This window comes from Oryzihumus sp. JJN4-3R, from assembly GCF_057747915.1.
Genome location: NZ_CM173229.1, coordinates 3,507,999 through 3,530,028, shown reverse-complemented (window position 1 = coordinate 3,530,028; position 22,030 = coordinate 3,507,999). Strand labels below are relative to the sequence as shown.

The 22,030-nt window shown below is 72.9% G+C and carries 21 protein-coding genes; 9 read left to right on the top strand and 12 right to left on the bottom strand.

Annotated features, from left to right (window positions below; genetic code table 11):
- Positions 1–35 precede the first annotated feature (35 nt).
- Entirely contained in the window at positions 36–428 is a 393-nt protein-coding gene (locus AC3ANM_RS16795) for a hypothetical protein (protein WP_488285557.1), read from the bottom strand.
- Between the two features lie 378 nt (positions 429–806).
- On the opposite strand from AC3ANM_RS16795, the gene AC3ANM_RS16790 reads away from it, so the two are divergent.
- Entirely contained in the window at positions 807–1,055 is a 249-nt protein-coding gene (locus AC3ANM_RS16790) for a WhiB family transcriptional regulator (RefSeq protein WP_141787485.1), read from the top strand.
- A gap of 22 nt (positions 1,056–1,077) precedes the next feature.
- On the opposite strand, the gene AC3ANM_RS16785 is transcribed toward AC3ANM_RS16790, so the two are convergent.
- From AC3ANM_RS16785 to AC3ANM_RS16775, 3 genes are all read right to left on the bottom strand, one after another.
- Positions 1,078–2,559, bottom strand: a complete 1,482-nt coding sequence (locus AC3ANM_RS16785) for a sensor histidine kinase (protein ID WP_488285556.1) — start codon at positions 2,557–2,559, stop codon at positions 1,078–1,080.
- Between the two features lie 122 nt (positions 2,560–2,681).
- Positions 2,682–7,553 (bottom strand): NAD-glutamate dehydrogenase, encoded by a 4,872-nt coding sequence (locus tag AC3ANM_RS16780; protein ID WP_488285555.1) that lies wholly within the window; start codon positions 7,551–7,553, stop codon positions 2,682–2,684.
- Positions 7,554–7,731: 178 nt separating this feature from the next.
- Positions 7,732–8,571, bottom strand: a complete 840-nt coding sequence (locus AC3ANM_RS16775; RefSeq protein ID WP_488285554.1) for a tryptophan 2,3-dioxygenase — start codon at positions 8,569–8,571, stop codon at positions 7,732–7,734.
- Between the two features lie 81 nt (positions 8,572–8,652).
- Here AC3ANM_RS16775 and AC3ANM_RS16770 point away from each other — a divergent pair, with 81 nt between their 5' ends.
- Genes AC3ANM_RS16770 through AC3ANM_RS16760 form a run of 3 tightly spaced genes read left to right on the top strand, consistent with a single transcriptional unit; the run spans position 8,653 to position 10,000 of the window.
- A complete protein-coding gene (locus AC3ANM_RS16770) occupies positions 8,653–8,952 on the top strand; it encodes a hypothetical protein (RefSeq protein WP_488285553.1) in 300 nt (99 codons plus the stop codon).
- Positions 8,949–9,479, top strand: coding sequence for a hypothetical protein (locus AC3ANM_RS16765; RefSeq protein WP_488285552.1), 531 nt, complete (start codon positions 8,949–8,951; stop codon positions 9,477–9,479). Before AC3ANM_RS16770 ends, AC3ANM_RS16765 begins: the two co-directional genes overlap by 4 nt.
- Before the next feature lie 29 nt (positions 9,480–9,508).
- Entirely contained in the window at positions 9,509–10,000 is a 492-nt protein-coding gene (locus tag AC3ANM_RS16760; RefSeq protein WP_488285551.1) for a DUF2505 domain-containing protein, read from the top strand.
- 75 nt (positions 10,001–10,075) lie between these two features.
- Here AC3ANM_RS16760 and pruA read toward each other — a convergent pair whose 3' ends face one another.
- Positions 10,076–11,704 (bottom strand): L-glutamate gamma-semialdehyde dehydrogenase, encoded by a 1,629-nt coding sequence (gene pruA / locus AC3ANM_RS16755; protein WP_488285550.1) that lies wholly within the window; start codon positions 11,702–11,704, stop codon positions 10,076–10,078.
- 88 nt (positions 11,705–11,792) lie between these two features.
- Here pruA and AC3ANM_RS16750 point away from each other — a divergent pair, with 88 nt between their 5' ends.
- Entirely contained in the window at positions 11,793–12,617 is an 825-nt protein-coding gene (locus AC3ANM_RS16750; protein ID WP_488285549.1) for an alpha/beta fold hydrolase, read from the top strand.
- A complete protein-coding gene (locus AC3ANM_RS16745; RefSeq protein WP_488285548.1) occupies positions 12,614–13,405 on the top strand; it encodes an alpha/beta fold hydrolase in 792 nt (263 codons plus the stop codon). Before AC3ANM_RS16750 ends, AC3ANM_RS16745 begins: the two co-directional genes overlap by 4 nt.
- Before the next feature lie 10 nt (positions 13,406–13,415).
- Here AC3ANM_RS16745 and AC3ANM_RS16740 read toward each other — a convergent pair whose 3' ends face one another.
- From AC3ANM_RS16740 to AC3ANM_RS16730, 3 genes are read right to left on the bottom strand one after another with little or no spacing between them, the layout of a single operon-like run.
- Positions 13,416–13,841, bottom strand: coding sequence for a DUF6912 family protein (locus AC3ANM_RS16740; protein ID WP_488285547.1), 426 nt, complete (start codon positions 13,839–13,841; stop codon positions 13,416–13,418).
- A complete protein-coding gene (locus AC3ANM_RS16735) occupies positions 13,838–14,827 on the bottom strand; it encodes a patatin-like phospholipase family protein (protein WP_488285546.1) in 990 nt (329 codons plus the stop codon). Before AC3ANM_RS16735 ends, AC3ANM_RS16740 begins: the two co-directional genes overlap by 4 nt.
- Positions 14,824–16,248 carry a WS/DGAT/MGAT family O-acyltransferase gene (locus tag AC3ANM_RS16730; RefSeq protein ID WP_488285545.1) on the bottom strand — a complete coding sequence of 475 codons (1,425 nt, stop codon included), beginning with the start codon at positions 16,246–16,248 and terminating at the stop codon, positions 14,824–14,826. The genes AC3ANM_RS16735 and AC3ANM_RS16730 overlap by 4 nt, the downstream gene beginning before the upstream one ends.
- 49 nt (positions 16,249–16,297) lie before the next feature.
- On the opposite strand from AC3ANM_RS16730, the gene AC3ANM_RS16725 reads away from it, so the two are divergent.
- Together AC3ANM_RS16725 and AC3ANM_RS16720 are read left to right on the top strand one after the other, a co-directional pair.
- Complete coding sequence (locus tag AC3ANM_RS16725) at positions 16,298–16,705, top strand: cupredoxin domain-containing protein (RefSeq protein ID WP_488287972.1); 408 nt, start codon at positions 16,298–16,300, stop codon at positions 16,703–16,705.
- A 16-nt stretch (positions 16,706–16,721) separates the two neighbouring features.
- Positions 16,722–18,041, top strand: a complete 1,320-nt coding sequence (locus tag AC3ANM_RS16720) for a hypothetical protein (protein WP_488285544.1) — start codon at positions 16,722–16,724, stop codon at positions 18,039–18,041.
- 20 nt (positions 18,042–18,061) lie between these two features.
- On the opposite strand, the gene AC3ANM_RS16715 is transcribed toward AC3ANM_RS16720, so the two are convergent.
- The 3 genes from AC3ANM_RS16715 to AC3ANM_RS16705 all read right to left on the bottom strand — a co-directional run bounded on the left by AC3ANM_RS16715 (position 18,062) and on the right by AC3ANM_RS16705 (position 20,739).
- Positions 18,062–18,718 carry an HAD family hydrolase gene (locus tag AC3ANM_RS16715; RefSeq protein WP_488285543.1) on the bottom strand — a complete coding sequence of 219 codons (657 nt, stop codon included), beginning with the start codon at positions 18,716–18,718 and terminating at the stop codon, positions 18,062–18,064.
- 63 nt (positions 18,719–18,781) lie between these two features.
- Positions 18,782–20,077 (bottom strand): CpaE/TadZ family protein, encoded by a 1,296-nt coding sequence (locus AC3ANM_RS16710; protein ID WP_488285542.1) that lies wholly within the window; start codon positions 20,075–20,077, stop codon positions 18,782–18,784.
- Entirely contained in the window at positions 20,074–20,739 is a 666-nt protein-coding gene (locus AC3ANM_RS16705) for a hypothetical protein (protein WP_488285541.1), read from the bottom strand. Before AC3ANM_RS16705 ends, AC3ANM_RS16710 begins: the two co-directional genes overlap by 4 nt.
- 272 nt (positions 20,740–21,011) lie before the next feature.
- Between AC3ANM_RS16705 and AC3ANM_RS16700 the strand changes: the two genes are divergently transcribed.
- Complete coding sequence (locus AC3ANM_RS16700) at positions 21,012–21,263, top strand: helix-turn-helix domain-containing protein (RefSeq protein WP_488287971.1); 252 nt, start codon at positions 21,012–21,014, stop codon at positions 21,261–21,263.
- Between the two features lie 24 nt (positions 21,264–21,287).
- Here AC3ANM_RS16700 and AC3ANM_RS16695 read toward each other — a convergent pair whose 3' ends face one another.
- Entirely contained in the window at positions 21,288–21,842 is a 555-nt protein-coding gene (locus tag AC3ANM_RS16695) for a hypothetical protein (RefSeq protein ID WP_488285540.1), read from the bottom strand.
- Between the last annotated feature and the right edge of the window lie 188 nt (positions 21,843–22,030).

The window sequence follows — 22,030 nt, the reverse complement described above, 5'->3', positions numbered from 1 at the left end:
TGGCGTCAGGCCGTGTCAGCCCACACCAGGCCGCGTCAGCCGGCGGCGTCCTCGGGACGACGTGAGGCCAGGGCCACCGCCACGACGCCCGCGAGGGCGGTGGCGAGGACCAGCGAGCCGAGCAGGATCGCCCCGGACTGGAACATCCCCCAGGACACCGGCAGCAGCAGGACCAGCCAGACCAGGGTGGGCGTCCGGGCCCAGGGTGCGCGCCGCCACAACCCCCGGGCCAGGGCAGCGAGACCGACTGCGACGAGGACGAACAGGACCATCGACATCACCGCGCGGGTGGGGTCGTCCGACGCGCCGCGCAGCACCCCGGCGGCGTAGAACACGGTGAAGCCGACGAGGGCGAGGGCCTGCGCGCCGAGGACGCCTGCGGCCACCCGCGCGGCCCGGTCGGTGGGGTGGGGGGAGCTGTTCGTCACGCCGCCGAGCGTATCCGCCGAGCCGGGCGCGCGACCCTCCCGGTCAGGGGGCCTGAGTGCGTCGCCTCGACGGGCACAGGAGCGTGTGTGACCATGCCGGTTCCGGAGTCGGAAATCTCATGGTCCGCACCCTTGTCGTGGGGATGGGCGATCTGTGACTCTGGTGACCGTTGGAACAGAGCGGCGGTCGAACCCGTTGGCCAGGGTGCCCCACCTGACCTGAGAATGGACGCCGGCCTGACACGAAATGTTACGAGTGGGTAGCATTGGCACTTGTGCCTGCGCCCGATCGCGCACAGACCGACCCCCTCTTGACCCCGCCTGACCTGACGCACACACGACGCTGACCCCCGGCCACGATTCAAGGAGCGAATCCTGATGGACTGGCGCAACCGCGCTGCCTGCCTCGAAGAGGACCCCGAGCTGTTCTTCCCCATCGGCAACACGGGTCCGGCCCTGCTGCAGATCGAAGAGGCGAAGGCCGTCTGCCGACGGTGCGAGGTCGTCGACACCTGCCTCAAGTGGGCCATCGAGACCGGCCAGGACGCCGGCGTCTGGGGTGGCCTCTCCGAGGACGAGCGCCGCGCCCTGAAGCGGCGCAACGCCCGCGCCCGCCGGGCCGGCTGACGACAGGCTCAGCCCGCAGGGCTCACGCCTCACCGCGAGGACGAAGCCGCGCGACGAACCGCACCCTGGTTCCGCGCGGCTTCGCATGTTCCCAGGTGATCCGTCCCCGCATGTCCTGCACCAGGGACGTCACGATCTGGGTCCCGAGCCCGGAGGTGGCCGGGTCGAAGTCGGCCGGCAGGCCCGCACCGTCGTCGGTGATGGTCACGCGAAGCAGCTCGTCGTCCCCTTCGGTGCTGCGCTCGGCATCGACGGTCAGCTGTCCGCCGCTACGTGCCAGGCCGTGCTCGACGGCGTTCTGCACGAGCTCGCTGACCACCATCGCCAGGGCGGTGGCGTCCTCGGCCCGCATCCGCCCGAACGACCCGGTGCGCACAGTCTTCACCGGCACCTCGCGCGTCGCGACCTCCACGACGGCGGCCAGGCCCCGGCCGGCGATCTCGTCGAAGTCGACGGTCTCGTCAAAGCCCTGACTCAGGGTCTCGTGGACCAGGGCGATCACGGCGACACGCCGCACCGCCTCCTCCAGGGCGTCGCGGCCCTCGCTGGCCGGCAGCCGGCGAGCCTGCAGTCGCAGCAGCGCCGCCACCGTCTGCAGGTTGTTCTTCACCCGGTGGTGGATCTCGCGGATCGTGGCGTCCTTGGTCAGCAGCTCCCGCTCCCGGCGGCGCAGCTCGCTGACGTCGCGCAGCAGCACGATGGCCCCGATCCGGTGCCCCGCCTCGCGCAGCGGGATGGCGCGCAGGGAGACGCTCGCCCCCCGTGACTCGACGTCGGTGCGCCACGGCGCCCGCCCGCCGGTGACCAGCGGCAGGCTCTCGTCGACCGGGGACTCGTCGTGGAGGGTGTCGGCGATGATCTTCGACAGCGAGGAGCCCACGACGTCACCGACGTGGCCGAGCCGGTGGATGGCCGAGATCGCGTTGGGGCTGGCGTAGTTGACGGTGCCGTCGGCGTCGAGCCGGATGACCCCGTCACCCACCCGCGGCGCGCCGCGGCGCTGCCCGGTGGGGGCGGCCCCGGGGGTGGGGAACTCCCCCGCGGCGATCATCCGCGCCAGCGCATCGGCCGTGGCGAGGTAGGTCAGCTCCAGCCGGCTCGGCGTGCGCATGCTGGCGAGGTTCGTGTGCCGGGTGAGCACCGCGATCGGGCGGCCCTCCCGCACCACGGGGATGGCCTCCTCGCGGATCGGCATGTCGTCGCGCCACTCCGGGTCACGCTCGCGGATGATCCGCATCCCGTCGAAGGCCTGGTCCAGCAGCGGGCGGCGGCCCGATCCGACGCGCCTGCCGACCAGGTCGTCGAAGAAGACCATCGGGCCGGTGGTGGGACGCACGTGGGCGACGGCGACCCAGCCGCGGTCCCGGGAACGCACCCAGAGCGCGAGGTCGGCGAAGGACAGGTCGGACAGCAGCTGCCAGTCCCCCACCAGCAGGTGCAGCCACTCGACGTCGGCAGGCGCGAGGTCTGTCTGCTCCTGCAGGACGTCGGTCAGGGTCGGCACGCCAGCGAGCCTAGCCGCCGCAGTCCGCCCGGCGACGCACGCGCCCACGGACCGGGAGCCGTTGTGGCGGCTGCCGATCCGCGGGCGCGGTGGCCGAAGTCAGGCCCGGACGAGGCCGGGCGTCAGACGGTGGCCGCCCCGCTGCGGATGACACCGCGCAGCGTGCGCAGCGCCACGGACAGCGCCGAGATACCGGGGCGCTCGAGCCGCTGGATGCCCGAGAGCGCGACCTGGGCCCGGTTCAGCTGCTCGGCGTTGGCCTCGGCCCAGGCGTCGATGCGCTCCCGCGGGCTGCCGCCGGCCTCGGTGAGGTCCAGGACGGACTTCGTGAGGGACTCCAGCACGGCATACAGGTCGTCGCGCAGCGCCGCGCGCGCGAGCGCGTCCCAACGGTCGTCGCGCGGGAGCTGGGTCACCTGCGAGAGCATCGTGTCGATGCCGAAGCGCTCGGAGACGGCGAAGTACAGCGGCGCCACCTCGGTCGCCTCATGGCCGGTGTCCCCGCAGATCTCCACGACGTCCAGCAGGGAGAACCGGTCGAGCAGGGCGGCCGCCTCCATCGCCATCGCCGTCGGCGCCCCGACCCGCTCCAGCTCCTTGCTGCGGCGCTCGAGGCGCTTGCGCTCGTTACCCTGCAGCAGCTGCGGGACCTGCAGCCCGAGCTGGTCGACGACCGGGCGGAACCGCTCGACCTCGGCGGCGACGTCGAGCGTGGCCGGACGGTTCTGGAGGAACCAACGGACCGAGCGGTCCAGGAGCCGGCGGAACTCGAGGTAGAGCGCCGTCTGCGTGGCGGTCGAGACGACGTTGTCGAGCTCCTCCACGGCCGTGACGTAGTCGCGCAGGTTGAACACCTCGCGGCAGACGACGTAGGCGCGCGCCACCTGCTCCGGGGTCGCGCCCGTCTCCTCAGACGCCCGGAAGGCGAAGGTGATGCCGCCCCGGTTGACCATGGAGTTCACGACGGCGTTGGTGATGATCTCCCGGCGCAGCGGGTGGCCGGCCAGCTCCGGCTGGTACTGCTCGCGGATCGGCTCCGGGAAGTAGTCGGTCAGCGTGGTCTGGAACCACGGGTCGTCCGGCAGGCCGGTCGGCGCGAGGTCCTCCTTCAGCGCCAGCTTGGCGTAGGCGACCAGGACGGCGAACTCCGGTGACTTCAGGCCGAGCCCGGCGTCCTGGCGGCGGTCGATCTCGCCGTCGGAGGGCAGGAACTCCAGCTCGCGGTCGAGGTCGCCACGCTCCTCCAGCCAGTGGATCAGCCGCTTGTGCACCGGGAGCATGGCGTGCTCCTGGGCGCGGGCGTTGCCGAGCAGGACGTTCTGCTCGTAGTTGTCCCGCAGCACCTGCTGGGCGACCTCGTCGGTCATCGACGCCAGCAGCGTGTTGCGCTGCTTGAGGGTCATGTCGCCGTCGCGCACCATCCCGGTGAGCAGGATCTTGATGTTGACCTCGTGGTCGGAGGTGTCCACGCCGGCGGAGTTGTCGATCGCGTCGGTGTTGACCCGCACCCCGGCGAAGGACGCCTCGATGCGGCCGAGCTGGCTCAGCCCGAGGTTGCCGCCCTCGCCGATCACCTTGCAGCGCAACGCGTTTCCGTCGACCCGGATGGCGTCGTTGGCCCGGTCGCCGATGTCGCTGTGGGACTCCGAGGAGGCCTTGACGTAGGTACCGATGCCGCCGTTCCACAGCAGGTCGACCGGCGCCAGCAGGATCGCCTTCATCAGCTCGGCGGGGGTCATCGACGTCACGCCGCGCGGGAGGCCCAGGGCGGCTGCTGCCTGCTCGCTGATCGGCACCGACTTGGCCGAGCGCGGGAAGACGCCGCCGCCCTCGCTGACCAGGCTGGAGTCGTAGTCGGCCCAGGAGGAGCGCGGCAGGTCGAAGAGCCGGCGCCGCTCGAGGTAGGAGCTCGCCGAGACCGGGTTGGGGTCGAGGAAGATGTGGCGGTGGTCGAAGGCGGCCACGAGGCGGATGTGCTCGGACAGCAGCATGCCGTTGCCGAAGACGTCGCCGCTCATGTCACCGACGCCGACGGCGGTGAAGTCCTCCTTCTGGGTGTCCACGCCCATCTCGCGGAAGTGCCGCTTGACCGACTCCCACGCGCCGCGGGCGGTGATGCCCATCGCCTTGTGGTCGTAGCCGGCCGAGCCACCGGAGGCAAAGGCGTCGTCGAGCCAGAAGCCGTAGGACTGGGCGACCCCGTTGGCGATGTCGGAGAACGTCGCGGTGCCCTTGTCCGCGGCGACGACGAGGTAGGTGTCGTCCTCGTCGTGCCGCACTACCGCCTGCGGCGGCACGGCCTCGGTGCCGACGAGGTTGTCGGTCACGTCGAGCATCCCCGAGATGAACAGCTTGTATGACGCGACCCCCTCCGCGAGCCAGGCATCGCGGTCGATGGTCGGGTCGGGCAGGGCCTTGGCGAAGAAGCCGCCCTTGGAACCGGTGGGCACGATGACGGCGTTCTTGACCATCTGCGCCTTGACCAGGCCGAGGACCTCGGTGCGGAAGTCCTCGCGGCGGTCGGACCAGCGCAGGCCGCCGCGGGCGACCTTGCCGAAGCGCAGGTGGACGCCCTCGACGCGGGGGCTGTAGACCCAGATCTCGAACATGGGCCGCGGCGCGGGCAGGTCCGGGACCTTCTTGGGGTCGAGCTTGAAGCTGACGTAGCTCTTGGCCGCACCTTCGGCGTCGGGCTGGAAGTAGTTGGTGCGCAACGTCGCCCGGATCACCCCGAGGAACGCCCGGATGATGCGGTCGTGGTCGAGGCTGGCCACCTGCTCCAGCGCCGTGTCCACGGCCTCGACGACGTCCTGCTCGGCCCGGCCCCGTGCCTCGCCGGTCTCCCCGGTGGCCGGGTCGAACCGCGTCTCGAACAGCCGGACCAGCTGCGCGGCGATGGCGACGTTGGAGACCAGCGCGGACTCCACGTAGTCCTGGCTGAACGTGGACCCGGTCTGGCGCAGGTACTTGGCCACCGCGCGCAGGATGACGACCTGCCGCCAGGTCAGGCCGGCCTCGAGGACCAGGGCGTTGAAGCCGTCGCTCTCGGCCCGGCCGTCCCAGACGGCCGAGAAGGCGTCCTGGAACAGCTCGCGCACCCCACCGTCGAACTGGCCACCGGCCCAGGCGTCCGAGCGTGCCGCCACGAGGCCGAAGTCGTAGACGTAGACCGAGACCCCGTCGGCCCGCTCGATCTCGTAGGGCCGCTCGTCGACCACCTCGACGCCGAGGTGGGTGAACAGCGGCAGCACCGCCGTCAGCGACAGCGGCCCCCGCCGGTAGAGCTTGAACCGGCGCTCGGCCGAGGGGCTGCCGGGCTCCTGGTAGAGGTTGAGCCGGACGGAGTCCCGGGTCTCGAGGGCCTCGATGTGGCGCAGGTCGACCACGCCCACCCGCGGGGTGAAGTCCTCCTTGTAGGCCTCGGGGAACGCCTTGCTGTAGAGGCCCATCAGCCGGGCGGCCGCCTCCTCGCCGTGCTCGGCGCGGGCGACCTCGGCGAGGTCCTCGTCCCAGGTGCGGGTGGCGTCGATGAGCTGCTGCTCGAGCAGGGCCTGGTCGACCTCGGGGATGGGCTCGCCGGAGCGCACGCGGACCACGAAGTGCAGCCGCGCGAGGACCGACTCGGACACGCGCGTGGTGTAGTCGACGCTGGCGCCGTGGAAGGCCGCGCGCAGCAGCGCCTCCATCTTGAGCCGGACCGCGGTCGTGTAGCGGTCGCGCGGGATGTAGACCAGGCAGGACATGAAGCGGCCGTACTCGTCGCGCCGCAGGAACAGTCGGGTGCGCCGGCGCTCCTGCAGGTGCAGCACGGCGGTGGCGATCTCCTCCAGCGCCTCGGTCTCGGTCTGGAACAGCTCGTCGCGCGGGTAGGTCTCGAGCACCTCGAGCAGGTCTTTGCCCGAGTGGCTGTCGGCGCTGAACCCGGCCCGCTGCAGGACCTTGCGCACCTTGTTGTCGATGATCGGCACGCGCAGCACCGACTCGGTGTAGGCGCTGGAGGTGAACAGGCCCAGGAAGCGCCGCTCCCCCGTAACGTTGCCCTGGGCGTCGAAGGTCTTGACCCCGATGTAGTCCAGGTAGGTCGAGCGGTGCACCGTGGCACGCGAGTTGGCCTTGGTGATGATCAGCGGGTGCTTGTCGCGGGCCCTGGCCCGGGCCTCGGGCGTGAGCCGGCTGAAGCTGACCGACTGGGTCTGGTCGTAGCGCAGCAGCCCCAGGCCGGTGCTCGGCACGGCGCGCAGGACGTCGTCGCCGTCCTCGGTGTCGAGGGCGTACTCGCGGTAGCCGAGGAAGGTGAAGTGGTTGGCCGCCAGCCACTCCAGCAGCCGGCGCGTCTCGGCGACCTCCTCCGGGTCGACGCCGACCGGCGGGTTGGTGCCGAGGTCGTCGGCGACCTGGGAGCAGGTGGCCTGCATCTTGGGCCAGTCCTCGACGGCCTCGCGCACGTCGGAGAGGACCTTGGACAGTCCGGCGGCGATGGCCGCGCGCTCGTCCTCATCGCTCTCACGGTCGATCTCGAGGTGCATCCACGACTCGACGCCGGCGCCGAAGCCGCTGTCCTCCACGGCGTCCACGTCGAGGATCTCCTCCAGCCGGCCTGCGGCGTCGCGACGCACGGCGAGCTGGGGGTGGACCACGAGGTAGACCGAGCGCTCCTGTCGGGACAGCTCGGCGGTCACCGAGTCCACGAGGAAGGGCATGTCGTCGGTGACGACCTCGATGACGGTGTGCCCGCTGGACCAGCCCTGCTCCTCGACGGTGGGCGTGTAGACCCGCACGTTGGCGGTGCCGACCGGGCGCGCCTGCGCGAGCTCCTTGTGCGCGAGGGCCGCCCCGAGCAGGTCCTCGGGTGCGCGGGCGAGCAGGTCCTCGGTGGCGACGTGGCGGTAGTAGCGGCGCAGGAAGCGCTCGAGGGCCTCACCCCCCGCACGCTCTGCCAGCTCCGCTGCGGAGTGGAGCAACTGCGACCGGGACTGCTCAAGCGACGCCGACATGGCTGAAAGTTCCTCACCCAGATGTGCCCTGACGCACGCCGTTGTGCGCCCGACGCCGAGCCTAGCGCTGCCACCACAGGGCGGGTGGGCGGGTTCGCGGACCCCGCCACCCGGCATACAGGGGGGCCGTTGCCGGCCTGCCCGGTATGCCGGGTGCTCACCTTGCGGCGCCCTCACCTCACAGGGCGCCGCGCATCTCCCACAGCAGCGGGTAGAAGCGCATCGGCAGCCGGCTGCGCAGGTAGGGCGCGCCGGAGGAGCCGCCGGTGCCGGACTTGGTGCCGATCTGGCGCTCGACCATCGTGACGTGGCGGGCGCGCCAGGCGGCCTGCTGCTCGTCGTGCTCGATGAGCACCTCGGCCAGCTCCCAGATCTCGCCGTAGTGGCCGCGGTCGCGGGCGACGGTCACGAGGCTCTCGCTGATCTGGGCGTCGTCTCCGGTGGGCAGCCCGGCCCGGGCGAGCACCCCGACGAAGGCGTCCCACAGGCTCGGCTCGGCCAGGCGCCGGTCCAGCCTGGCCCGCTCCTTCGGCGTCAGCCCCTTGAACCGCTGGAGGAAGCCGGGATCCTTGTGGCCGGAGAGGAACTCCAGCTCGCGGAACTGCACCGACTGGAAGCCGCTGGCGGGCGCGAGCCGGTGGCGGAACTCCAGGAAGTCCTGCGGGGTCATCGTCTCGAGGATGTCGATCTGGTGGACCAGGACGTCCTCGATGGTCCCGACCCGGCGCAGCAGGTGGCGGGCCCACCACAGCCGCCCCTCGTCCATCGCGTTGCGAGCGGCCTCGAGCTCGTGCAGCAGCTGCTTGAACCACAGCTCGTAGGCCTGGTGGATGACGATGAAGAGCAGCTCGTCGTGCGCCGGCGGGTCGGTCTCGGGCACCTGCTGGGAGAGCAGCTGCTCGACCCGCAGGTAGCTGCCGTAGGTGAGCCGGGCTCCCTCCTCGCCGAACTGGCGGTCGGCGCCGTCGCCGTCCTGGGCGGCCGCGGGCCGCGAGAAGTCCACGAACTCGTCATCCATGGGGCGCACCCTACTGCCGCGCCACACCGGTCCCTGTGGGTAACCGCCGGCACCGCCGCCGGGGCCCGTAGGCTCGGGGTCATGGCAGCCCAGCCGACGGTCGACCCCTCCGTGCTCGTGACGGCGGCGGACCGGCTGGCCCGGGCGCGGGACGAGGCCTTCGACGCGTCCGCGGAGCTGCTCGACCATTACGTCGAGACCGGCGACACGCTCACCCAGCACCTCGTCGACCAGCTCGTGGAGCAGTCCGCGGACACGCTGCGCGCGCTGACCGACGCCCTCGCCGGCACCAGCCGGGCCCTGATGGCGGCCTCCCGGCACTACGCCGAGGCCGACGAGTCGGCGCGCCGCGGCCTCGAGGGCCCTGGGGAGGACCGGTGACCGACGACGTCGTCCTGGGCGACCCGGCCAGCTGCTCCCGCCTCGGTGGGGCGATGCGCCGCGAGGCCGCCCAGCTCGGTGAGCGCCTGACCACCCTCAGCGGCGCCGGGCACGAGCTGCGGCACTGGCAGGGCCGTGCCGGGGCGAGCGCCCGGGAGCAGCTCGACACCCAGCTCGCCGCCCTGGCGGCCACCGCCCGCGACCTCGACGAGGCCGGGGCGGCGCTCCAGCGCTACGCCACCGACCTGGCCGAGGCCCGCGAGCTCGGCCGGCGGGCGGCGGACCGGGCCCGCCAGGACGGGCTGCGCATCGTCGACGGCCGGGTGCTCGAGGCCTGGGGTCCGGCGACGGCGGAGGAGGCGGAGCGGCGACGGGCCCTTATCCCCGAGAGCCAGGCACGGGTCGACCGGGTCGCCTCGATGCTGGGCCGCTCCCGGGCCCACCTGCAGCGCTCCTGCGAGCAGCTGACCCTGGCGCTGCGCAGCCGCTCGCGCGCGCTGCGAGATGCGCCACCGCCACCGGCCTGACGCGCGCGCCCGCCACTACGGTGGGCCGCATGAGGATTCGCGCCACCATCGAGTACGCCGCCACCCCCGCCGAGGTCTTCGCCATGCTGGCCGACCGGGACTTCCAGGACGCCAAGGCCAAGGCCACCGGTGCGCTGGAGCACGAGGTCTCCGTGACCGCCAAGGGCGAGCACACCGTGATCGTCAGCAAGCGCACGATGCCCACCGACGACTTCCCCGACTTCGTCAAGAGCATGGTCGGCGCGACGCTCCCGGTGACCGAGACCCACGACTGGGGCCCGGCAGCCGGCGACGGCTCCCGGCGCGGCACCATCACCGTCGCGGTGGGCAACCTCCCGGTCGGCCTCGACGGCACGCTGACCCTCGGGCCCGGCGGCGAGGGCACGACGCAGGCCGTGGACGGCGACCTCAAGGCCCGCATCCCGTTGATCGGCGGCAAGGTCGAGAAGGCCGCCGCGCCGGCCATCGAGGCCGCCATCGACATCGAGCGCACCACCGGGCGGGCCTGGCTCGCGGGCTGACCGCCCCCGGACGCACGCGCGGGAGGGTATGGCGACCGGTCGCCATACCCTCCCGCGTTGCCGTGACCCGCGGGGTCAGCCCATGTGCGGGTAGGTGTGGTCCTTCGGCGGCACGAACGTCTCCTTGATGGAGCGGGCGCTGGTCCAGCGCAGGAGGTTCTGCGCGGCACCGGCCTTGTCGTTGGTGCCCGACGCGCGGCCGCCACCGAACGGCTGCTGGCCCACGACGGCGCCGGTCGGCTTGTCATTGATGTAGAAGTTGCCGGCCGCGAAGCGCAGGCGCTCGCTGGCGTCGGCGATGACCCGGCGGTCCTGGGCGATGATCGAGCCGGTCAGGCCGTAGGGCGCGAAGGACTCCATCTGGTCGAGGACCTTGTCGTAGGAGCGGTCCGGGTAGACGTGGACCGACAGGATCGGGCCGAAGTACTCGGTCCGGAACGACTCGTCGCCCGGGTCGTCGATCTCCAGCACCGTCGGGCGCACGAAGTAGCCGACCGAGTCGTCGTACTTGCCGCCGGCCACGACGTTGATGCCCGCGGTGGCGTGGGCGCGGTCGATCGCGTCCTTGTGCTTGGCGAACGCGCGGTCGTCGATGACGGCACCCATGAAGTTGGACAGGTCGGTGACGTCACCCTGGGTCAGGCCCTCGGTGATCGAGACCAGGTCGGCCTTGATCTGCTTCCACAGGCTGCGCGGGACGTAGGCGCGCGAGGCGGCCGAGCACTTCTGGCCCTGGAACTCGAAGGCGCCGCGGATCATCGCGGTGCGCAGCACGTCGGGGTCGGCGGTGGGGTGGGCGAGGATGAAGTCCTTGCCGCCCGTCTCGCCGACGATCCGCGGGTAGGTGCGGTAGCCGGTCAGGTTGGCGCCGACCTCCTGCCACAGGTGCTGGAAGGTCGGGGTCGAGCCGGTGAAGTGGATGCCGGCGAGGTCGGGGTCGGCCAGGGCGACCTTGGAGACGTTGAGACCGTCACCGGTGACCATGTTGATGACGCCCGGGGGCATGCCCGCCTCCTCGAGCAGCTCCATCGTCAGCTGCGCGGCGAGCTGCTGGGTCGGCGAGGGCTTCCACACGACGGTGTTGCCCATGAGCGCCGGGGTGGTCGGCAGGTTGCCGGCGATGGCGGTGAAGTTGAACGGCGTGATCGCGTAGACGAAGCCCTCGAGCGGGCGGTGGTCGGTGCGGTTCCAGATGCCCTTGGAGTTGGCCGGCGGCTGCTCGGCCAGGATCTGGCGGGCGAAGTGGACGTTGAAGCGCCAGAAGTCGATCAGCTCGCAGGCGGCGTCGATCTCGGCCTGGTACGCGGTCTTGGACTGGCCGAGCATCGTCGCGGCGTTGAGGGTGGCGCGCCATGGACCGGAGAGCAGCTCGGCGGCCTTGAGCAGGATGGCGGCGCGGTCGTCGAAGGACATCGCACGCCACATCGGGGCGGCGTCCTTGGCGGCCTTCACGGCGGCCTCGGCGTCGGCGACCGTCGCGTTGCGCATCGTGCCCAGGACCTTCTTGTGGGCGTGCGGCTGACGGACGTCGATCTTCTTGCCGGCCCCCGTGACGCGCTCGCCGCCGATGGTGTGCGGCAGCTCGACCCGCTCGCTGCCCAGCTTTGCCAGCGCCACCTCCAGCGAGGCGCGCTCCGGGCTGCCCGGGGCGTAGTCGAAGACCGGCTCGTTCACCGGCGCGGGGGTCTGGGTCACAGCATCCATCGCGGGTCAGGCTCCTTGTGGGACAGGTCGACGGGGTCCTGCCTATGGTGGCACGCGTGCACCAACCCATCCCACGTCAGGCTTCCGCGTGATCACCCCCGGTGGCATCCACCTCTACGACCACGGCGGACCGGACGGCGCCGTCGCCCTGCTGCTGATGCACGGGCTGACCGACTCCGGTGAGTGCTGGGGCGACGCCGTGCCGCGCTGGGTCGACCGCTACCGGGTGCTGTCCTGGGACGCACGCGGCCATGGGCGCTCGGCCCGGTTCACCACCGACCAGCTCGAGGCGGGGGTGGGCGAGACGATGCTCGCCGATGCCATCGTGGTGCTGGAGCACCTGCGCCAGAACGGCATCGACCGCCCGCTGCTCGTCGGGCACTCGATGGGCGGCGGCACCGCGGGGGCCGTGGCCGCCACCCGACCGGACCTGGTCCGAGGCACGGTCCTGGAGGACCCCGCCCTCGGTCAGGACCCCGACGAGACCGAGGCCGACCGGCTGGCCGCAGGGCGGGACCGCGTGGCCGATGCACGCCTGTGGCTGGAGCAGCCGGAGGCCGCCCTCGCCAAGGGCCGCCGGGAGAACCCCGACTGGCCCGAGGCGGAGTATGCCGGGTGGCTGGCCTCCAAGACCCAGACCGACCTGGCGATGCTCGCCACAGGCCAGGCGCGGCTGCGCCGCACCTGGCTGGACGTGGCCCGGGACATCGCCTGCCCCACGCTGCTGCTCACCGGGGATGACGACATGCTCTGGGGCGACGCCGAGCGCGACCAGGTCGCCGCGCTCGGCAACCCGCAGGTGAGGCTCGAGCGCATCGCGGGGGCCGGCCACTGCATCCGGCGCACGCGACCGGAGCAGTTCCACGCCCTCGTCGACCCGTGGCTCGCCGGCCACGCGAGCATGACCCCGTGACCGACCTGGCGCTGCACGAGCTCGGCCGGCCCGACGGCCCGACGCTGGTGTTGTTCCACGGCAACGGCGACTCGGGTCTGTGCTGGCCCGGCGCCGCCCGGCGGTGGGGCACGGCATACCGCGTCTGCGGGGTGGATGCCCGAGGGCACGGCGCCTCCCCGCGGTTCAGCGCAGCCGAGGTGGACCAGGCCGGTGAGCTGCTCGCCGACGACGCCGAGCGGGTGCTGGAGGACGTGGCGGCCGACGGCTCCCCCGTCGTCGCGGTCGGTCACTCACTCGGTGCCGCGTCGCTGACGGCGCTGCTGGCGCGCCGCGCGGACCTGCTCGCCGGGGCGGTGCTCATCGACCCGCCGTGGGACACGCCGCTCGTGCTGGGTCCTCGCCCGGAGGTCGGTGCCGCGCGCGTGGAGCTGATCCGCGGCTACCAGGCCGACCCGGAGGCGGCGCTGGCCGGGCTGCTCGAGCGGCACCCGGAGTGGACCGTGGCGGAGGGCGAGGCCTGGGTCGAGGCCAAGATGCATCTCGACCTCGCGCTGATGGCCTCCGGGAACGGCAGGCCGGAGACCCCGTGGACCGAGCTGGTGCCGCAGGTCCGCACGCCCACCCTCGTGCTCACCGGCGACGACGAGGGCTGCCTGGTCGGACCGGCGACCCGCGATGTCTTGGCCGGCCTGGGCAACCCGGCCGTCCGCATCGAGGTGGTCGCCGGGGCCGACCACTACGTGAGGCAGACCCGTGAGGACGCCTTCCACGCCATCGTCGACCCGTGGCTCGCCGACCACACCTGAGGGTGCTGCGTCAGAGCAGCTCGACCAGCTGGGCCAGCTCGGTCGCGTCGTACCAGAGCAGCTCCTCGTCCTCGCCCGCCCCGTCCTCGTCGACGTGGAAGGAGGCGACCCGCTTCAGCGGCACCGCCTCGGTGACCAGGACGGTCGAGGGGGCGGCGGCCTGGACCGGCGCGACCTCCTGCACGAGGGAGCTGTTGACGTCGGCCGCCGCCACGATGCGCCGGGTCTCCCCCGACTCGAGCAGCAGGCGCGAGCTCGTCGCCGCGTCGCACAGCGCGGTGTACTCCCGCTCCTCCTCATCGCCGGACGGCTGGGCGGCCCGGACGGCCTGGGTGACGGCGTGCGCCTGGAGGGGACGCCCGGTGATGACGCCGCCGGCGGCGAGCTCGCGCAGTCGGGCAGCGTTGAGCGGCAAGTAGATTCGCGTCAGGGTCATCCCACGTCCTCGAACTGGCTGGTGTCGGGCAGGGGGGCGGGGTCGCGCAGCGCCGCCGCGGACGTGCGCAGCGAGGTCTGGACGACCAGCGGGCGCCGCGACACGTCCATGAGGTTACCGCCGAACGCCTCGAGGTCCTCCGGACCGGGCCCGAGCACCGTCACCTCGGTGCCGTCCTGGTGCACCTTGACCAGCTCGCGCAGGCAGCGGGCCGTGACCCTGTTGCGCCACTGCCGCTCCAGCCGCGTCTGCCACTGGGTGGGCGTGTCCATGGCGAAGGAGACCTGCGGGGCCAGCACGTAGACCTCCTGCAGGTCGTGCCCGGCCATGAGGTCCAGGTTGGTCGAGGACCAGGCCCCGCCGTCGATGAACCGGTGCTGCCCGATGCGCACCGGCTGGTACCACCCGGGGATCGCGCACGAGGCCATGACCGCGTCGGCCAGGTCCGCCGGTGGGGCGCCCGGCGACCCGAAGGCCACCCTGGCGCCGGTGTCGTAGTCCAGGGCCACGACGGTCACCCCGTCACGAGGTGCCCAACCCTGCGGCACGACGTGCGAGACCAGGGCGCCCACCCGGTCCAGGCGGCCGCGCCCCTCCGGCAGCAGGGCCGCGAGCACCGCGGTCGGGGGCAGCTGCCGCAGCTGGCGCACGTTGCGTACCAGGAGCTCCCGGGAGCCCAGCCCGCGCCGGGGCCGGCCCGGGCGGTCACCGCCGGTGTCGTGCTCGTAGTCGAAGGTGAAGCCGGCCAGCGGCCCGGTCGTCACCTCCCGCCCCAGCTGGTGGTCGAGCAGGTCCTGCACCCCCACCCCGGCACCGAGCAGCGCGGCGAGCACCGATCCGGCCGAGGTGCCGACATAGGCGTCGAACGAGCGCACGTCGAGGCCGGTCACCTCCTGCAGTGCTGTCAGCGCCCCGACCATCCAGCCTGCCCCCAGGACGCCACCACCGCCCAGGACCAGTCCGCGCCGGGTGCGCCGCGGGCTCATCGTCCCGTGTCCCTGCTCTCCACCAGCTCCGCGAGGGAGTCCACCAGGCACTGGCCGAGGACGTCGACGTCGGGCATGGCGTCACGGTCGGCGTTCAGCCCGTAGTACACGCCGCCGTCGTAGGACGTCAGGCCGATCGAGAGGGCCTGTCCGCGAGCCAGCGGCATGACCGGGTAGGACGAGAGCATCCGCGCGTCCCCGGCATACAGGGGTTGCTGCGGGCCGGGAACGTTGGTGATCACCACGTTGAACAGCCGGCGCGACATCGCGCTGCCCAGGCGGGCGCCGAGGGAGTGCAGGGTCGGCGGCGCGAAGCCGGCCAGCCCGACCAGCGACTCGGCCCCGACGGCCTGCCCGCCCTCCATCTGCTGGCGCATCGAGAACGCGATCTGGTGCAGCCGCATCGAGGCGCTCGGCTCCCCCACCGGCAGGTCGACGAAGCACGCCGTGACCCGGTTGCCCAGTCGCGACAGGTCGGAGGCGTCGTAGACCGATACCGGCACCATCGCGCGGACCGTGGTGGCGTTGTGGACGGCCTCGCCGCGGGTCAGCAGCCAGGACCGCAGGGCGCCGGAGATGGTCGCGAGGACGACGTCGTTGACCGTGACGTCGTCGTTGTGGTGGCCTCGTGCGACCCGGGCGCGCACCTTGCGGTAGTCGTCGAGGTCGGTGCCGACCATGCAGTAGCGCCGCGCCTCGCCGATCTCGGCGTTGAGCGGGCTGGTGGGCGCCGGGCGGGCGGCGGTGCGGGCGACGGTCGAGGCCACCGAGCCCAGGGCACCCACGACGCGGCCGCCGATGGCCCGGATGTCCGCCACCCCGCCGCGCATGTTGTCCAGGATCTGGCTCGGCCGCCGCACGGCGTCCACGAGGGCCTCGGTCACGAGCTCGATGTCGCTGGGCTCCCGGGTGGGCCGCCACGTGTCGGTCACCTGGTCGTCGCGGTCGGCGTCGCCGTCGAGGATCACGTGGGCGATGTCGACGGCGTTGATGCCGTCCACGAGTGCCTGGTGGGACTTCGTCACGATGGCGAAGCGCCCCTCCGCCAGGCCCTCGACGAGGTAGACCTCCCACAGCGGCCGGTCCCGGTCCAGCGGCCGCGGCTGCACCCGGGCGACGAACTCCTCGAGCTGCTCGTCGGACCCCGGTCTGGGCAGGGCCGAACGGCGCACGTGGTAGGTGACGTCGAAGTCCTCGTCGTCGACCCACACCGGGTTGGCCAGGTGGCCGGGCACGGCACGCACCCGTTGCCGGTAGCGCGGCACGTAGGCGATGCGGGTCGAGACGAGACGGACCAGCCGGTCGTAGTCGAAGCCGTCATCTGGCGGCTGGAAGACCATCACCGATCCGACGTGCATCGCCGTCGTGGCCTCCTCGAGGTACAGGAAGGACGCGTCCAGTGAGCTGAGTCGGTCAGGCACGTCCTCATCGTGTCAGAGTTCGTCTCCTAAACTCCGGGGCGTGACCAAGATGACGCCGGCCCGCCCGCTCTGGCACGCCCTGGCCCTCAGCGCCGCTCTCGGCCTCGTCGCCGGCTGCGGCGGCTCGGCGGACTCCCCTGCGGCACAAGGGACCTCGGCGTCAAGCGGCACCGCCACGCCGTCGGCCCCGGCCGGCGGCAAGACCCTCGCGGTCAGGATCGCGGGCAAGCAGGTCGACCCGGCTCCGGCCGAGGTGCAGGTCGCCCCCGGCCAGACCTTGACGCTCACGGTCACCAGTGACCACGACGACGAGCTGCACGCGCACGGGTTCGAGGTGGAGCAGGAGCTCAAGGCCGGCGTGCCGGCCACCGTGCAGCTGCGGACCGACCTGCCCGGCTCCTACGAGGTCGAGACGCACAACCCGGCGCTGCGCCTGCTCTCCGTGGTCGTGCGCTGAGGTGGCTGGCCTCCCGATGACCCCCACGGCCCTGCTCCCGGCGCACGGCCTCGGGTCGGTGGAGGCGCTCCCGCTCCCGCTGCCAGCCCTCGTGACCGGGGCCGCCGCCGCCCTCGTGGTGTCGTTCCTGGCTCTGGGAGTGCTCTGGCGCGAGCCCCGGCTGCGTCGCGACGCCGGGTGGCCGTTGCCGGCTCCGGTGGCTCGCATCCTCGACTCGCGGTGGTTGCGGCGCGGCGCCGTGACGCTCTCCCTCGCCCTGACCGGCTGGACCCTCCTGGCCCTCGTGGCCGGCCAGGACAGCGCGAACAACCCTGTGCCCTATGTGGTCTATGTCTGGCTGTGGGTGGGCCTGGCTGCGCTGTCGATGCTCCTGGGCCCGATCTGGCGGGTGCTGAACCCGGTCCGCTGGCTGCACCTGGCGATCAACCGCGTGGCCCGGCTGGACCCCGACGAGCCGATCCTCGACCTCCGGCCGGGGCTGTGGCCCGCTGCCGCCGGCCTGTTCGCCTTCGCGTGGCTGGAGCTGATCGCCCCGGAGCGGACCAGCCAGCCGGTGCTCCGGGTGGCGATCCTGGCCTTCGTCGTCCTCGACCTGCTCGGCGCGTTCGCCCTGGGGCGCGGCTGGTTCAGCCACGGCGACCCGTTCGAGGTCTGGTCGCGCATGCTGGGGTCGCTGAGCACCCTGGGGCGGCGCACCGACCGGACCTGGGTGCTGCGCACCCCCTTGCACGGCGTCAACCTGATCCCGCAGGAGCGCGGCCTGACCGCCACGGTTGCCGTGATGCTCGGCAGCACGGCCTACGACGCGCTCTCCGGCCAGCCCCGGTGGTACGGCTTCGTGCAGTCCTCCGTGGTGCCCTCCACCGTGCTCGAGACCCTGGGACTGCTGGGCATGTGCCTGCTCGTCGCGGGCGCCCTGGGCCTGGCCGCGGCCGTCTCGGCCCGGTTGGCCGGACTGCCGGTCCGCGGGCTCACCTCCCAGTTCGCGCCGTCCCTGGTCCCCATCGCCGCCGGTTACGTGGTGGCCCACTACTGGGCGCTGTTCGTGTATGCCGGGCAGCTCACCCTGGTGCGCCTGAGCGACCCCCTGGGCATCGGCGCCAACTGGCTGGGCACCGGCCGGCTCCAGCCCGGCACCGCACTGATCGAGCCCACCCTGACGGCGACCATCCAGGTCCTCGCCATCGTGACCGGCCACGTGCTCGGCGTGGTGCTCGCCCACGAGCGGGCCGTGACCCTGTTCCCGCGTCGCGTCGCGGTCCTCGGCCAAGTGCCACTGCTGGTGCTGATGGTCGTCTACACCTGCGGCGGTCTGCTCCTGCTCTACAGCAGCTAGCAGCCCCTACCTCCCGGGGGTCAGGAGGCTTCGGCCTCCGGGTGGATCCAGGCTGCCCCCGGGAAGTGCTCGGCGAGCGCGACCGCGGTCTCCTCGTAGCTGCGGTGCACCACTCCGGCCATGCCCAGCCGGGTCGCCGCGTCGACGTTGTGCGGCAGGTCGTCGACGAAGACGCAGTCCGACCCGCGCAGGCCGAGCTGGTCCAGCGCCAGGGTGAAGATCTCCGGCTCGGGCTTGCGCATCCCCACCTCCCCGGAGATGACGACCGCGTCGAAGAGAGCGTCCCAGTCGGCCCGGTCGTAGTCGTTGCCCCACGAGTTCGAGAGCAGCGCGGTGCGCACGCCGGCGGACCGCGCCCGCCCCACGAGCGAGGTCATCGACTCCTCGTAGTCGGCCAGGTCGGCGAACATCCGCGCCACCAGGCCCTCGGCCTCCACGCGGGAGCCCTCGGCGGCCAGGGCATCCGCCAGCGCCCGCTCGAAGTCGACGAGCGGGAGCTCACCGCGCTCGAGCTGGTGCACCGGGGAGCTCTGCCCCGGACCCGGGTCGACCCACCGGCGCACCACGGCGGTGTAGTGGTCGTGCAGCACCCCGGTCGACTCGATCCACCGGCGCACGGCCACGTGGACGGGCGCGGTCAGCACGCCACCCCAGTCGACGATCAGCCCTCGCCTCATCCGCCCTCTCCTGCCGGCTCGCCCGCTGTGCAGGCCCACCGTGACGGGCCGCCGGCACCCGGGTCAAACCGGGTGGGCGGCCAGGGCCTCGCGGCGCCGCCACCTCCCGGGCCGAGCCGCTTGCGGGATCGGCCCCGGGGCGAGCCGTCGCGCCAGGTCGGCCAGGGCCAGCCGGGCCGGCGACCCCGGGGCGACCTCGGTCAGCGTGCGCCCGGCCAGGACGGCGGCATCCAGGGCGTCCCGGTCGTCGGGCACCATGACCGGCTCGTCCACGGCCGCGAATCGGGAGAGCGCGTCGGCGATCCGCCGCTCCGGCCGTCGGCCGACGGCTCCGGCGCGCACCCGGTTGACGACGACGAGCGGGTCGGCGTCGACGACCGTGGCGAGCTCACGCAGGCCGCGCACGAGGCGCTGCAGCCCGATCGGCTCCCCGGCGCCGACGGCGATGACGCGGTCCGCGAGCGCGAGGGTCGTCAGGGTGGCGGCGTTGCGCCGGGGCGCCAGCGTGTCGTAGCTGAGCTCCTCGTCGTCCTCGAGGCTGAAGCCGCAGTCCACGACCGTCACCGCCGCCAGGCTCCGGCACACGGTGAGGACGCGCTCGAGCGCCGACGCTCCGAGCTCGGGCCAACGCTCGGCCTTCGGGATTCCGGTGAGCACCCGCATCCCGGGAGTCACCTCGGGCGCCAGCCGGGCCAGGGCCGCCACGTCGAGGGCTCCGTGCTCGGCGGTCCGCGTCGCGGCGGCGAGGCCCGGCGCCTCGTCGAGCAGGGACAGGGTCTGGGCGACGCAGCCGCCGTAGGTGTCGGCGTCGGCGAGCAGGGAGGGCACGCCGGCCGCCGCCAGCTCGGCGGCCAGCGTGACCGCGACGGTCGTGCGTCCCGGCGCGCCGGTGGGCCCCCAGACAGCCACGATGATGCCCTGCGGCGCGGAACCTTCCAGCCCCTCCGGCCCGACGTCGCCGCTCGGCTGCACCTCGGCCATGCTGCCGCCGGGGAACGGTGCCGACCCTGCCGTTCGCGCCGCCCCCAGTGCCCGCTCGAGCGCGCCGACGTCCGCGTCAGCGGGCACCACGACCTCGACGCCCAGCTGGCGCAGCCGGATCTCGGCGGCCTCGTCGCCGGGCTCGTGCACGCCGACGACCGCCACGCCCGCCCGGGCCAGGTGCTCGAGGGCGGAGCGGTCCAGCTCGCGCAGGTCCCCCGACAGCAGGGCCACCCGGCCGAGCCCCGCCCCGGCTGCGGCAAGCAGGTCCGGCAGGTCGGCACACCGGCGGGCGACCGACACCTCCGGGGAGCGTTCGAGGGTGGTGACGAGCTCGGCCTCGTAGCGGTCGCTCACCGCCGTGAGCACGGTGGTCATGAGGCGTTGGCCCGGGTCGAGCCGGGGGCACGCACCAGGGTCACCCTGGCTCCCCCGTCGACGGCCGCGATGAGATCCTGCATCCCGGACTCGGGCACGAGGACCTCCACCCCCGTGGTGCCGGCGGCCCCACCGAGCGTGCGTTCGCGCTCCGGTGTCCGCGCCACGGACGCGGCCTCGACCAGCCGTCGCGGGGCGAGGTACTTCTCGGTGGAGACGTCGGGGTCCCGCGGGCTCACCCAGACGTCCACCACGGAGCCCTGGACCAGCCCGGAGGCAGCCTCGGTGGCCACCGACAGGGTCAGGGGCCGCACGTCCACGTCGGTGCGGGCGCCCAGCGCCGTGCTGGGGAGCAGCTCCCCGGGCCGGACCTCCCGGACGGCGTAGCGGTCGGCGCCGAGCTGCCGGTCGGCGGACAGGTAGGTCCCCTCGCCCGCGGTGAGCCGCACGCGTACCACCTTCAGGTCGTCCTGGGTGACGGGCTGGCCGGGGACGATCGCCGTGGCGGCGGCGTAGACCGGCACGGTCTGGTCCATCGACCCCACGACGCGCGCGCCGAGGGCGGTGGCCGCGAGCACGAGCAGCACTCCCACGACCAGGCGTGAGTCCCGCCAGGACGGCGGCTGGAGCCGGGACGCGGTGGGCGTCGGCAGCGTGGTCACGTCTCCCCCTCTCCCGCGGCGGTTGCGCGTCCCCGGTCCCCCGGAGGCCGGCCGATGCCGGAGCAGGCGCCGCAGCACCCATGCTGGCCGAGGCGGGCGGTGCGGCCGCCGTTGTCCACAGGGCCGCGGGCATCACGAGTCGCTCCCGCCCCATGCAGGAACACGCAAACTGCCGTAGTCCACCGTGCACAACAACATCAGGACGCGCACGCATCGATGTGGTAAACACTTGGTCAAGACCGCGGCCGGTGAGCAGCAAGGGAGAGACCGCCATGGCGCAGCGCTTCATCCAGCTCTCGGACGTCTCGGAGATCCTCGACATCTCCGCCGCCCAGGCCTACGCCCTGGTTCGTTCAGGGGAGCTGCCGGCGATCAAGATCGGCGGCCGCGGCCAGTGGCGGGTCGAGGCGACCGAGTTGGAGAACTACATCCAGCGGATGTACTCCGAGACCCGCACCTTCGTCGCCGCGCACCCCTTCGGCCAGTCCGGGGAGCCCGCCGACGAGGAGGAGCCCGCCACCTGAGCCTGCCCGGTTCGCACCCCCGGCTCAGCCGCGACGCACCACCATCGCGACGGCGACGAACGGCACCAGCCGCACCGACGCCACGTTGTCCCGCCGCCGGGGCACGTCCAGGGGGTGCTCGCTGAGGTCCAGCAGGTCGGCCCCGACAGCGTCGACGGTGCCGGTCAGCTCGCGCCCGTCGACGCCGACCACCCGCACGGGCGCCCGATCCCGGCTCAGCACGCGCAGGGCGTGACCCAGCGACAGCCGCCGGGACAGCGCCGACGCCTCCCCCAACCGCGCCGCCGGAGCGCCGACCAGCACCGACCTCACCGCCGGCAACGGCACGAGGGCGGTGGGGCCGGGCTCGACCCCGACCATCACCCAGTCGGCGCCGACCTCGAGCACCGCGCCCTCGGCCCGGGCCCCTCCGGCGACCTCGATGGCCACCTGCGCGCCGAGCACCTCGACCAGTCGCTGCCTGAGGTCACGCGTGGCCCGGTCCCGACGGGTCCGGTCGGCCACCTCTGCGGTGCGCTCAGCGCGCAGGCCTGACTCGAGCTGTGCCTCGAGGTCGTCGAACAGCTCATCCCATCGCACGCCAGACCTCCTGTGGCCTGGGTCACAGACCCGTCCGTGACCATTTCGTAACCTCGTCGTTGAGCCAGCAGGGACACATCGTCGCGCGGGGGGACGGGCGAGGGGGTGGCCATCCACAGGCCGTCCGCGGCGCACGCCACACCGACCTAAACAGTGGCAAACTGCTGCAAACGTGATTCAAGGGGGGA